11 protein-coding genes are annotated in these 13350 nt (G+C 43.1%); 3 read left to right on the top strand and 8 right to left on the bottom strand.

What is annotated here, in order from left to right; translation table 11 throughout:
• Nucleotides 1–33: 33 nt before the first annotated feature.
• Nucleotides 34–576: a hypothetical protein gene (locus U5K35_RS06145; RefSeq protein ID WP_322570602.1), complete on the top strand. Its 543-nt coding sequence runs from the start codon at nt 34–36 to the stop codon at nt 574–576.
• Nucleotides 577–1098: 522 nt separating this feature from the next.
• Here U5K35_RS06145 and U5K35_RS06140 read toward each other — a convergent pair.
• The 7 genes from U5K35_RS06140 to U5K35_RS06110 form a co-directional block, all read right to left on the bottom strand.
• Nucleotides 1099–1677 carry an ABC transporter ATP-binding protein gene (locus U5K35_RS06140; protein ID WP_322570601.1) on the bottom strand — a complete coding sequence of 193 codons (579 nt, stop codon included), beginning with the start codon at nt 1675–1677 and terminating at the stop codon, nt 1099–1101.
• Between the two features lie 2 nt (nt 1678–1679).
• Nucleotides 1680–2939: an ABC transporter permease gene (locus tag U5K35_RS06135; RefSeq protein ID WP_322570600.1), complete on the bottom strand. Its 1260-nt coding sequence runs from the start codon at nt 2937–2939 to the stop codon at nt 1680–1682.
• Nucleotides 2936–4030 (bottom strand): efflux RND transporter periplasmic adaptor subunit, encoded by a 1095-nt coding sequence (locus tag U5K35_RS06130; protein WP_322570599.1) that lies wholly within the window; start codon nt 4028–4030, stop codon nt 2936–2938. The genes U5K35_RS06135 and U5K35_RS06130 overlap by 4 nt, the downstream gene beginning before the upstream one ends.
• An 895-nt stretch (nt 4031–4925) precedes the next feature.
• Nucleotides 4926–5426 carry an RDD family protein gene (locus U5K35_RS06125; protein ID WP_322570598.1) on the bottom strand — a complete coding sequence of 167 codons (501 nt, stop codon included), beginning with the start codon at nt 5424–5426 and terminating at the stop codon, nt 4926–4928.
• Nucleotides 5427–5916: 490 nt separating this feature from the next.
• Complete coding sequence (locus tag U5K35_RS06120) at nt 5917–6888, bottom strand: NAD(P)-dependent alcohol dehydrogenase (protein ID WP_322570597.1); 972 nt, start codon at nt 6886–6888, stop codon at nt 5917–5919.
• A gap of 41 nt (nt 6889–6929) precedes the next feature.
• Nucleotides 6930–7142, bottom strand: a complete 213-nt coding sequence (locus U5K35_RS06115; protein ID WP_322570596.1) for a hypothetical protein — start codon at nt 7140–7142, stop codon at nt 6930–6932.
• Nucleotides 7127–7354, bottom strand: a complete 228-nt coding sequence (locus U5K35_RS06110; protein WP_322570595.1) for a hypothetical protein — start codon at nt 7352–7354, stop codon at nt 7127–7129. The genes U5K35_RS06115 and U5K35_RS06110 overlap by 16 nt, the downstream gene beginning before the upstream one ends.
• A gap of 577 nt (nt 7355–7931) precedes the next feature.
• On the opposite strand from U5K35_RS06110, the gene U5K35_RS06105 reads away from it, so the two are divergent.
• Entirely contained in the window at nt 7932–8822 is an 891-nt protein-coding gene (locus U5K35_RS06105; protein WP_322570594.1) for an ABC transporter ATP-binding protein, read from the top strand.
• Between the two features lie 18 nt (nt 8823–8840).
• Nucleotides 8841–12500, top strand: coding sequence for an ABC transporter permease/M1 family aminopeptidase (locus U5K35_RS06100; protein WP_322570593.1), 3660 nt, complete (start codon nt 8841–8843; stop codon nt 12498–12500).
• Nucleotides 12501–12835: 335 nt separating this feature from the next.
• Here the strand turns inward: U5K35_RS06100 and U5K35_RS06095 are convergent, their stop codons facing one another.
• Nucleotides 12836–12997 (bottom strand): hypothetical protein, encoded by a 162-nt coding sequence (locus tag U5K35_RS06095; RefSeq protein WP_322570592.1) that lies wholly within the window; start codon nt 12995–12997, stop codon nt 12836–12838.
• Nucleotides 12998–13350 lie beyond the last annotated feature (353 nt).

Below are 13350 nucleotides of genomic sequence, written 5' to 3'. Positions count from 1 at the left end.
CAATCAATCAAGAATTAAAATGACACACATACCATGAAAACTATAATGACTCTCCGAATTATAATCATTTCAATATTAATCCTATTCGTAAGCACCTTTGAAGCAAGAACGCAAGAGGTACGTGAATTGCGGTCATTGGACCTTCAGGATTTTGAATGTCTGAAATCCCTTGATTGCGCACAAAATAGCCCAATCCTTAAAAATAAAGGATGGGCCTTTGTCTTTGAAGAGCCCGTCGCCCCGTTTGCCCGAGAATTCACCGCATCCATGAAAGGCGAGGATGTCCATTTCCATGCGCGATATAATCAGCAGGGCGACTTACTCAGTGCCAGATATAAACGGAATAATGTAAAGCTACCTAAATGCCTGCTGATACATCTTACCGAGGATGCTGATGAGCATTGGCAAATTGCGGAATCGGAATTGGATATGAAAAACTTTGACCCGGCATTAATCCGTTACAGAGTAAAACTACAGAACCATACAACGGAAACATATGAAGAGTATGACTATGAAATGATTCGTGAGCTTCACGACAGGTACGAAGGAAGTTCCGAACTTTGCTTATTGAATTAACTGAAATTACAGATCAGACAAATCCGTTGCATAGCAGATAAGAGAGTGGTTTCAGGATGCCTCAGAGAGGCAGCTTTACAAAAAAAGATAACTGTTTCAATTCACTCTGCTGCAGACGGTGCAGTACCCGGCAGTATATCGATAACTCACCCCTTCAATAAAACAGCTGTCGCAGGAGGCTCCGCCGGAGCCATGTTCATTTACGGGTTGCAATGGCTCTAAACAGGGAACTACTATCGGAGATAAGAGCAGAAATAGTCATGGTATTTCTATAACACTCAAAAACGCTTCATGAAGTTAAATCAGAAATTTGATTAATAATTACGACGCTGCGCTTCATAGAAATACCATGTCTTTTGGGGTATGAAACAAAAAACACGCTTGGCACATCATGAATGCATGCCACAACGCCTCTTCAATCTTTATCGATCCAGAATCTTTCCATCCAGCAACTGTATCTGCCTATCAATTTCCGATAAGTAGGAATCATCGTGAGTGACCATCAATATGGTTTGATCAAACTCACGTGTCAGATTCTTTCAGCATATCATATACAATCAAGGCATTTTTGGAATCGAGATTGCCCGTAGGCTCATCACAAAAAATAATTTGTGGTTCATTGATAAGCGCCCGTGCAATGGAAACCCGCTGCTGCTGTCCGCCCGACAACCGGTTCACCCTTTTCGTCGCCTGATCAGCAATGCCTAACAGTTCCAGCTTTTGCATCGCTTTCTCCTCAAGTTCTTCATGTGGGAGCTCGCCAAGCTTGAGACCCGGCAACATAACATTGTCCAATGCCGTAAAATCAGCAAGCAGATAGTGAAACTGAAAGATGAAGCCGATGGATCTGTTTCGTAAACGGGCAAGCTTCCGATTGCTCAATGTTTTCAGTTCCACATCACCAAAAAAAACCTCCCCCTCATATTCACGGTCCAGGGATGAGAGAACATAAAGCAGCGTGGACTTCCCACTGCCCGACGGCCCTACAATCGCAGCAAACTCACCGGATCGAACCGAAAGGTTGATCTCCTTCAGCACGTGGAATTCCACAGGTTTGTGGAAATATTTGTTCAGATTTTTTGCTTCTAAAACTTTCTTCACGTCTACTGGGATCTGATAATGTTAATCGGGTCAATCTTGGAAGCTTTTTTAGCCGGCAGATATCCGGCAATTCCGGTTGCTATCAGACCAAACAGAAAAGCAAGCAGATAAAACAGAGGATCAAAATTGATGCTCAGATACTCAGAGGAAACAAAACCTTCAATATTTGTGGGAATGATGGATGTGATCCAGGAGATCACAAAACCGATCACTAACCCAAGCAATCCGCCCAGAAAACCGATGATCAGAGCTTCCAGCAGAAACACGTTTCTCACATCCACATCTGTATACCCGATCGATTTCAAAATCGCAATGTCGTTCATCTTCTCGTAGATCATCATCGACAGGATGTTGAAGATTCCGAATCCGGATACAAGCAGTATGGAAATGATTACCAGGTAGGTCACGATGTTCTGAATTCTGAATACGCTGAAAATTCCCTCGTTGGCAACTTTCCAGTCCTCGGCAGTGTAACCGAATCGGGACTGAAATTCGCGGGCCAGCACTCCTGACTGATCCACATCTTCCAGCTTGATGTTAATGTTGGTAATATAATTCCCGGTCACATTCATCAGCTTCTGGGTATTCCGGATGCTGCTGTATGCCCGGGAGTTATCAAGTTCCCGCAGACCGGTATCAAGGATACCCACCACTTTCATCTGCAGAGCAACTCCACCGGGCGAAACCACTGTAATGTTATCATTCAGGATTGCACCCATCGACTCTGCCAGGCCGGAACCCAGAATGATGCCGTTGTTCACGGTCTCAAGCCGGATGATGGAGCCGCTGACCATATCCTTCTCCAGGTCAAAAAGCCGGTTTTCCTTGCGGATGTTCACCCCATTAATGATTCCCGACACATCCGCCACACCGATCTTAAAAATCGCCTGGGTACTCAGGCTTGGTGACACTCCGGTCACTTCGGGATACGACTCCAGGATCTCCACGATCTGCAGCCCGCGCTTTAGTTTGGGAAGCTCATTTTTGCTCTTGATGTTTTGAACGGATATCCATGTCTGCTCCTCATCATAGACACTCAATAAAACAGGTGGGGACTTCTGATTTTTATCTTGATAAATCTGTATGTGGGCGGTGGAGTTGATCGTCTTCTCAATAAAAAAATCCTGCAGGCCTGTGATCACCCCTGCCTGGAAAATAAAAACCGTTATACCAAAGGTCACACCCAGCATCGAAACGATCGTCTGCCGTTTTCGGCTGACCAGATGAGTGATAACGATTTTTAAAATTGGATAACGGTTCATGGCTCAGGTTTTAAGACAACTTGCCCTTCTTCGAGTCCGGACACAATTTCTACATTGTTCAGGTCCCGTATTCCGGTTTCAACACGCTTCAGGCTACCATCTTTCAGAATTACCTCATTTTCTTCGCTGATGTAAGTGACCGGTATCACCAGCACATTCTCTTTTTCGTTGACCACAATATTAGCTTCCAGCGCCATCCCGGGATACAAGGGGAATTCACGGGATTCGATCGAAGCAATCACTTTAGCTGTACGCTCAATAGTATTTATTCTCGGATAGATCAGGGTGACCACTCCGCTCAGTACGGTATCTTCAATAGCATCCAATTCGTAATAGACCTGCTGACCTTCTTGCACCATTACAATATCCGTTTCATCCACCTGAAGCTCGGTCTCAAACCGGTCGGTAGCACCGATCGCCATAATCGGGCGATTTCCGGCAATTAGCTCACCCTCTTTTGGAATGATGTCGTACACCTTGCCGTCCATAGCCGATAAAATGGTGTAGTCGCCGGTCATGCTCTCCTGAGCTTGGTAATTATTGCGAGCATTATCCAGTTCAATCTGAAGACGGTCGTTCGCTTCCCTCAACTTACTCTCCGCAATGCGGTAGTTGTTCAGTGAAGTTTGAAACTGTAGCTGAGTACGTTCAAAGTCTTGCCTTGTAACAATACTATCCTGTTGCAGCTGCCGGTAACGTTCCACTTCAATAGAGTCCTGCAAAAAAACAGCCCTTGAATTCTCCAGCTGCTGCCTCAGCTGTTTTAGAATATCCGAATCAGAAGCTGCATTTTTACGCGCCAGCTCCAGCTGGTTACGTGCAATCCGGAGGTTTGATTCATTCGGCTGATTCTGAAGTTTTACCAGCGCAGTACCGGTTGTCACCTCCTGCCCCACATCAACCAAAATCTCATCCACAATTCCGGACACTTTACTTGTGACCTCGTAATGACCGACCGGAACAACATTTCCGGATGCATAAACCCCTTGAACCAGATTCATTTTTTTGACCTGAACCTGCTCCCGTTCTGAGCAGCCAATAGTGATGAGGATCAACAGAATGAGTAGCGGGATATGACGGATCGATCTCATATAGCCGGATTTATTTCTCTTTATTAAAGGTAGGAAAATAAAGGCCTTATTGAATAATAATTTATTTGATGGAAAAAGTATCGCAATAGATTAAATGACGAGAAGATGAGGAGCAAAAAAAAGGTTAAAGAGAGTCATTTTGCCTTTTCAGGAGGCTCCGCCGGAGCCTGACTTGTTTTCTGTTCACATTAGCAATAAACATGAAACTCCCATCGGAGTTGGATTGCAAGCTTAGACATGGTATTTCTGTAGTTCCCGGCCCGGAGACGTTCCATGAAGTTATATCAGGAATTTGAATAATAGCTTTATTATTGCTCCTCTTAGAAATACCCTGTTTTTTGTATTAAATGAATTCAGATGAGTTACCGCCTCAACCTTTTTAGAGTTTCATGCCAATCTCTCTGTTCGGCGGTGATCTTTTATATATCCCCATTCCCCGGGTTACGACTGCGCTTCACCCGGGGCTATGTTCTAACGCTCTTTCAGAGCTTTGGTATGCTGAATAAACATGGTATTTCTAGAGCATACAAAAACTGAATTTCCGGTAGAATCATAAATTCAAATACAAATTTCGATCTTGCTCCTCATAGAAATACAATGATTAGCATAAATTCAGTTCGGATCATTACCGACTCAATCCACTGCCCTGGCGGGGCAGAATATGATTAGCCCTGTACAAGCGACAGCGCAGTGCAGGGGTATAGATTGATAGCGATCAATCCCCGCCGAACAGAGCGTTTTATTTGAAGATTTGAATAGAATTGAGGTGGTTCATTAGAGAGTGGGATTTTAAAACAGTACAGTTTAGCGCATTTCCCATATCATTGAATACAGAGCATAAATCAAAATGGTATTTCAATATCTTTCTTCAATATTGCAGGCTTTGAGCCTAAGCCTAGAGACTTCTTTCAATTCTGGTGCTCGCAAGTTTATCGTAGAAACTGCTTTCACCCTTGGAAAGAACGATACTTACTAAATATCCAAGGACAATAACCTGTGGCAGGATCAGGGCAATCCAAACCCAGGCCGGCGGGGATTGATCGAGTGCGGAGTAGTATATAACCCAGTGGACTCCAACATGCGCCACTTCCCACGGAAGGAATTTCAAAATATTTCTGATGAAAACTTTCTGACTACTTTTTTCAGAATCAGTGTGAACTGAAATGTTCATGACCCTCTTCCCTACTGTGGCTGCCCTACTGCTGTTCTCCATCAAATAAAAGTATAGAAATACCGGCAGTGTCAAAGTCAGAAATCCTACGAGTTGCCCGGCTGCCGGTGATAGTTTTCCAACGTCCAGGAATGTTGTCGCGCCAAATAACGCCACTGCGTAGACCGCGATGATTAAATAATCCACGCCAAAAGCCAGAATTCTATAACCGGTTAGTTTACTCATGATGTTCAAGTTGCGGGCTATATCGGTATTTCAAAAATGTTGTTCTAAGTATCGTGAGTTCGAGATAAAATCTGAGCTAAAAGTCCTTAAAGATCATTTATTCATAGAAATTGGTTATACATTAGCCAATGAAACAAAAAAACAGAGATTATTCAGTGCCTTCCGTGGTTCCGTGGCTATCTTATACTTAAATACTGATAGAAGTCTTTTTCATGTAGAAGACATATTGAACTCACATTAAACCTAAGTTCGATTAATAATATCTTGATTTAGATGGTTGAAAGTTCCCCTCCTTTTCAAGGAGGGGATTTAGGGGTGGTTTAATTGATGAATTCAGGACACTAAAGACTCAAAACCCTAAGGCTACCTCCCCTGACCCCTCCTTACACAGGAGGGGAACTCAATAATCAGCATTTTAGAATCGAACTCAGGTATTAAGTAATAATCAGCGTTTAAACCGAGTTTGAGCATTAACCGTTGTTATACGCCGTTATTTTTCAATTTCAACGACAATCTTTCCCAAATGCTTGCCCTCACCGAAATATTGAATCAACTCCGGGATTTTATTAAATCCGTAGGGCCCATCAATAACAGGTTTGATTTGTCCCTTTTCCACAAGTTCAGAAATCCGGTCTAACCCTCTGTTTGGCTCATGAATGAGTACGCTCAGCTTTTTACCTGTAAAAAGAGATACGAGCCAACCTAACGCTGCTATTTCGAGCAATCTATACATCGATCCACCCATCGTGATATACGTTCCATTTCTCTTGAGGGATCGCGCAACTTTAAATACAGACCTGTATGATTTCGTATCAAGAATCAGGTCATATTTTTCTCCCGTATCGGTAAAGTCCGTTTTTTTATAATCCATCACGCTATCATATCCCAGCGATTTCATCAAATCAAGCTTTTCATCACTGTCAACGCCGGTTACCGTTACTCCATACGATTTCAGGATTTGAATGCCCAGGGTTCCGACACCGCCTCCGGCACCATTGATCAGGACATGCTGTCCGGATTTTACCTTCCCCTTATCCACAAGTCCCTGAAGAGCGAGTATTCCGGCATGAGGCAGGGTTGCGGCGTTATTAAAACTGATATTGGAAGGTTTTTTGGACAATTGATTTTCCGGGACGCAAACGTATTCTGCAAATCCGCCACATCCACAGTCTGAGAGATCGCAGTAGACCTCATCACCGATGTTAAAGGAACTCACGTTATCGCCCACCGCTTCTATTTTTCCGGAAACGTCTATCCCCGGAATATTTATTTTTGGCTTTTTCAGACCGAAAAACAGACGAATCACAAATGGTTTGCCCCTGACCAACCCCCAATCTGTATCATTGATGGATGCTGAGTGAATTCTCACCAATACTTCATTGTCACCCGGAACCGGCTTTACAGCTTCCCCAATCTCAAGATCACTCGGCAATCCGTATTCCTTTAATAGTATTGCTTTCATTAGATTTTTTTATTCGGATATAATGACGGGCAACGGTTTAGTTAAAATGAGTATGCCCCCCTGTTGTTAAGAAGCAATAAAGCTTGGTATCTATATGTTTCTTGCAGAAAGTTGGAAATGAGTTCGGCAGAATTTTCAAACAGTTGTTCGAGTTTTTCAGGATAGATATCCGATTGGTTTCGTTCGAGCCAATACTTGTAGATTGAAGTTCGGTCGGTAATAGAGCAGGTTGTCCACCTTATTTTTTTAGCCATTCCATGACCTGTTGACTTGCTTCAGAATTCGAAAGCAGATTCCCAGCTTCAGCATCTAAAATTCCCTCGTCAATGGCGTTCTTTTCAGGATCAGATAGTTCGTGCACATGTTCAATTTCATGCTCAAGTTCGACAATCTTGAGGAGTTCATCCAAAAGACGTCGATCATTGATGTTGTCGACACGTTCCTTAATTTTTTCTTTGATGTCCATGTCTATTCTATAATTGATTTTTTCGCTTCTTCTTCAGCTTCTTTGCGTATAGAACGAGGTTTATAAAGGGTTTCAATACCCTAACTTACTTCTTCTATAAGTTTTTCGATAGGTTTTCCATCCAGTTTTATTAAAATAACAGTCAATGGGTTCGAATGACGCCTTCCCATGGCACGGTTTTGTTATTCTCGTTTTTTCAGTTAACGAAATTTTTAACTGAAATGCAGGTTTTTTAATCGTTTAATCACCCCTGCAGCATGAGCCTTAACCGTTGTTGTGCTTTTTTATTCTCCAATTTAAACGACAATCTTTCCCAAATGCCTGCCTCCACCGAAATGTTGAATCAACTCAGGGATGTTATTAAATCCGTAATGGCCCTCAACAACAGGTGAAATTACCATTCTTCTGTCTGTACCGTGCTGAATATTGCGAATGTTAAAGATCTTTCCCGGTTGATTTAAAAAAATTGATCTGGATAAAGTTCTGCTGCTAAGTTCAATAATCTCTACTTTCTTTATTATTTTAGTTTGATTTACGTATCATCTTGATTGAAATCAAATAACTAAGAGACCGGGCTATGAAACTTACACTTTCCAATCTATCAAAAACCTACAAAAACGGGGTGAAAGCTCTTGATGATGTCACCATCGACATTGAATCGGGCATGTTTGGGCTCTTGGGTCCAAATGGTGCCGGTAAATCAACCCTGATGCGTACGATCGCCACGTTACAGGCGCCCGACACAGGCTCAGCTCACCTCGATGACATCAATATTCTGGAAGACAAGCTAAGTCTGCGAAAAGTGCTGGGATATTTACCGCAGGAATTTGGAGTGTATCCTAAAATGTCGGCCGAGGATCTGCTGCACTATTTTGCCAGGCTAAAGGGAATCACCGACAAGCAGGAACGTGTCGAAATGGTGAATACGGCACTGGAAGTTACCAATCTCTTTGAGGTGAGAAACAAAAGTGTAGCTGGTTACTCCGGTGGAATGAAACAGCGGTTTGGAATTGCACAGCTGCTTCTGAACGATCCAAAACTTATCATCGTGGATGAGCCCACTGCCGGACTGGATCCCTCCGAACGACATCGGTTTCTGAACGTGCTGCGGGAGATCGGAACCAATCACATCGTGATCTTTTCAACCCACATTGTAGATGATGTGAAAGAGTTATGTACCGATATGGCCATCATGAATGGCGGACGCATACTGAGTCATCATACGCCGGAAGTAGCTGTTCAGGCTTTAAAAGGCCAAATCTGGACGAAGGTTATAGAACGTGACGACCTGGAAGCATATCAGGATAAATTCAATATCATCTCTTCGAACTTCAACCAGGACAATACACTCAATATCCGTGTACACGGCATGGAGCAACCTGATGATACCTTCCAGGCAAAAGAGCCTGACCTGGCGGATGTCTACTTCGTAACACTGCGTGAAGAGAAAGAAGTTGTAGCCGCATAACTCAAAAAATTATTCATCATGTTCTATTCCATCTATTCTTTTGAGATTCGGTACTGGCTGCGCAAACCTTCGTTTTATGTGTATGCCGCTATTATGTTTGCCCTCTCTTACTTTGTGATGATCAGTGCTGCCGGAGTTTTTGAAAGCCTGACAGTATCCATCGATACCTCCACAATTGTGAATTCGCCTTTAGCCATCAATGGAATTCTGAATTCCATGGCACTCATTATCTATTTCTTTTTACCGGCACTTATCGGCGGTACCATCTACCGGGATTATGAGCACAACATGCATTCGGTTCTCTATTCCTACCCGTTCAAAAAATGGGAATATTTGTTTGGAAAATTCCTGGCCGGACTCACGGTTTCCACTTTTGTGATGATGGCCGCCGCGCTAGGTGTTATTCTTGGAACACTCACACCCGGAACGGTTCCTGAAATTCTGGGCCCATTCCATTTGATGAGCTACATTCAGCCGTTCCTGTACTATCTTATCCCGAACATGATCTTTTTTGGAGCGATAGTGTTTGCGGTGGTCGCTTTCACGCGAAATATCAACGTGGCCTTCATTGTAATCCTGGGATTTTTCCTGATTCAGATCTTTGCACAGAATCTCACGGCTGACCTCGATAATAAAATGCTGGCTGCACTGCTCGATCCATACGGGGCTCAGGCCAATGCTTATTATGCCGAATACTGGACCGTATTTGAGCAAAATGAGAACCCGCTTCCATGGGGAGAAGTGATTCTATACAACAGATTAATCTGGGGCGGACTTGGAGTCCTTATATTTGGCCTGGTTTACCGCATGTTTAGTTTTAGTCAGCAGGCGTTTAGCTTTAGCTTCTTCCGTAAAAAACAGGGCGAGGCGGTTACTAAGAAAAACTTCGGCAGTATTCTTACAGTGAGCATGCCAAAGGTGAACATGGACTTCTCCTTTAAGGAGAATCTGAAACTTGCCTGGGAGCTTGCAAAAGTTGATTTCAGGTATATTGTAAGCGGGTGGGCATTTATCATTATCGGTCTGATCGGTTTGCTGATCTCGCTAAGCGTAATACTTTTAGGTAGCGAAATTTTTGGTACTGATACGCTTCCCGTAACCTGGCAGATGCTGCAGCTTCCCGGAACCTTTTTCAGTCTGTTCATCAATATTTTGACATTTCTGTACGCGGGAATGCTCATCCATCGAAGTCGTGGTGATAACATGGATCAGCTTATCCACGTAACCGCAACCCCAAACTGGACAATTCTCTTTTCTAAGTTTTTAGCGCTGGTGCTTATGCAAATGGTGCTGCTGTCCATCATCATGCTTGCTGGACTTTCTGTACAGCTTTACAACGGCTACTATAATTTTGAGATCGGCCAGTATCTTTTCGATTTGTATGCAATATCACTTATACATGTCGTGATCTGGGGATTGCTATCCATTTTCGTTCACAGCCTGTTTAAGAATTACTATATAGGGTTTATCCTGTTGCTTATCATTTCCATTGGCATCACGTTTCTGGGTGAGCTTGGGATTGAACAAACCGTCTTTAAATTTAATCAGGCACCCGGTACAGCCTATTCGGATATGAATGGATATGGCAGGTCACTGGCACCCTACTTTATCTATAAAGGATACTGGTTGCTGCTTGGAATCGCATTCTATACGCTTGCAATTGCGCTTTTCAGGAGAGGATTGCCGGGTGGATTCAAAGAACGCCTTCAGAATGCGCGTGATGCGTTTACGCCAAAGCTTAAAGGTATCTTTGCACTTTCACTGATTGGTTTTTTGGGGATGGGATCGTGGATTTATTACGTCAATAACATCAAATACGAGTATGTCTCGTCTCAGGAATGGGAGCAGCGAGCGGCTCAGTTCGAAAAAACGTACGGTAAATTTCAAAATGCCCCACAACCCCGCATCGTTTCAACAAGCATAAATCTTGATTTGTATCCTGAAACCAGGGATCTGGAGGTGAGAGGAAACTACATACTGGTTAATAAGACCGATGCACCAATCGATTCCATTCATATAGATCATAATTACCTGATCAGTACATTTGAATTTGATCGCGATTTTAATTTGGTGTTGGAAGACGACACCATGGATTACGATATCTTTCAGCTCACCGAATCCCTGATGCCCGGCGATTCGGTCTCTTTTAACTTCACTCTGGCTAATGAGCCAAATGAGGTGCTGGAAAATCAGTCGCCGGTTCGATATAACGGCACGTTCATCAATAATTCGCTTTTCCCGAGAATCGGTTACCAGGAATCAGGTGAATTGAGTGGCGAAGAAGCCCGCGAGCGCTACAGTCTTCCACCCAAAGATCGTATGGCACCGCCAACGGATAGCATCGCACGGATGAACAATTACATTTCCAGCGATGCTGACTGGATCGACTTTGAAACCACGATTTCAACATCACCCGAGCAGATTGCAATTGCACCCGGTTACCTTCAGGATGAGTGGGAAGAGAATGGCCGGCGATATTTCCATTACGAAATGGACAGTACCATGGTGAATTTTTACTCGTTCATTTCCGCGGAGTTTGATGTTGTTCGGGACAGCTGGAATGATGTCAATATCGAGATCTATCATCATCCCGATCACACCTACAATCTGGATTATATGATCGATGGGGTTAAGAAATCTCTCGATTATTACACGGAAAATTTCAGCCCGTACCAGTTTCGTCAGCTTCGCATCATTGAGTTTCCGAGAACAGGCGGAAGCTTTGCACAATCATTTGCCAATACAGTTCCCTATTCTGAAGCCGTCGGTTTTATTGCGGATGTGGATACTACGGATAAAGACGCCGTAAACTATCCTTTCAGCATTACCGCACATGAGGTGGCGCATCAGTGGTGGGCCCATCAGGTGATAGGAGGCAATGTACAGGGAGCAACGATGCTATCGGAAAGCCTTTCGGAGTACAGCGCCCTGAAAGTGCTGGAAAAAGAGTATGGAGTCCATCAAATGCGCCGGTTCCTGAAGGAAGCTCTCGACAGATATTTGCTCGGGCGAACAACAGAATCAAGAGAAGAGATGCCGCTGATATACAATGAGAATCAGCAGTACATCCACTATAACAAAGGATCACTTGTGTTCTATGCACTCAGTGATTACATCGGCGAAGACAGGTTAAATGCCGCTCTCAGCGATTATATCGATGACGTTGGTTTCCAGGAACCGCCATACACCATTTCATTGGAACTGGTGGAGTACCTGAAAGAGGCGACGCCCGATTCTATGCAGTATCTTATTACGGATATGTTTGAAACCATCACACTGTACGATAACCGTGTGGAGGAAGCTACCTATACCGAAGTTGACAGTACAACTTACAAAGTTGATTTGACGCTGCAGACTGCCAAATACCGGGCCGGTGAAACGGGAGAGCGAATCTATAAAAATGCTGCCGGAGACAGTCTTTCTGTAGAAGTGGAAGGTCGCCGCAGACCGATTGAATCACTGCCGCTCAGCGACTGGATAGAAGTGGGTGTGTTTGGAGTGGATGAGGATGGAGATGAAACCGTTCTCTATCTCGAAAAACGTAAATTCACTGACATCATGAATGAGTTTAGTATTACAGTGAATGAAAAACCGGTTTCAGTTGGTATCGATCCTTACAACAAACTTATTGATACCATCTCAAATGACAACCGCCGCGCGCCTGCTAAGGAAGAATAGTGTACTCTTTTTTTTCTACTTTGCGTACTCCCTTGGCTATGTGTCTTAGTAGTAAAAACAAATGGTTGTTATATTTGACTAAATATTCTTTCACAACCATTTGCAAAAAACGGATTTATTAGATTGACTCTTTTAATGTTTTTATATGCCGTGTTCAAGTCATTAGTGCAACAGCGCGGTGCTTTAGGGTTTTTTGAATGGGTGAAAGGTAATCAAATTTTCGAATAGGTCGATTATTGAGGTGACGCTCAACGGTTTTAATACGCTGATCGGTCACCTCACGAAGATCCGTCCCCTTTGGGAATCTCTGGCAACCGGCGTCCAAAGAACATTTTTCATTTTCTACCAAGAATTGATCTTGAGTTTGAGTGTTCTATACACTCTTTTTTTGAACTTTCATCCGACATCTGCAGCAGTTCAACAATTTCCTTGGGAAGCTCACTGAGAGAGGCACTTCTAAATTTATCTACTCCGTTAATAACGTATTCATCTTCCATAATTCGCTATCCAATTGATAAGTGGTTTTTTTTATCATCATAAAAATAAATCTACTGATTCTATGGTATGAAGACAATTCTAACAACGTTTTGTGTATGGTGAGTATCCTGAAAGGTATGCACTATACACTTTATTGTGGTGTTGCTTTTATTTTGATTATCGTTTTAAAAAATAGAATCAGTAACAAATGGCTTGCCTCTGTCCAACCCCCAATCCCAGTCATTGATGGATGCTGAGTGAATTCTTACCAATACATCATTGTCTCTCAGACTTTTTTTAAAAGTGCCCAATATTCTTAAAATAACATGAGTTCGTGAAAGAATTTGGTAGAAAGTGTCCATCCGACTGCTGT

The sequence above is a fragment of the Rhodohalobacter sp. genome (assembly GCF_034521535.1).
Taxonomy (GTDB): Bacteria; Bacteroidota; Rhodothermia; order Balneolales; family Balneolaceae; genus Rhodohalobacter.
The sequence above is the reverse complement of the archived record's forward strand: the minus strand, read 5'-3'. Positions and strand labels throughout refer to the sequence as shown.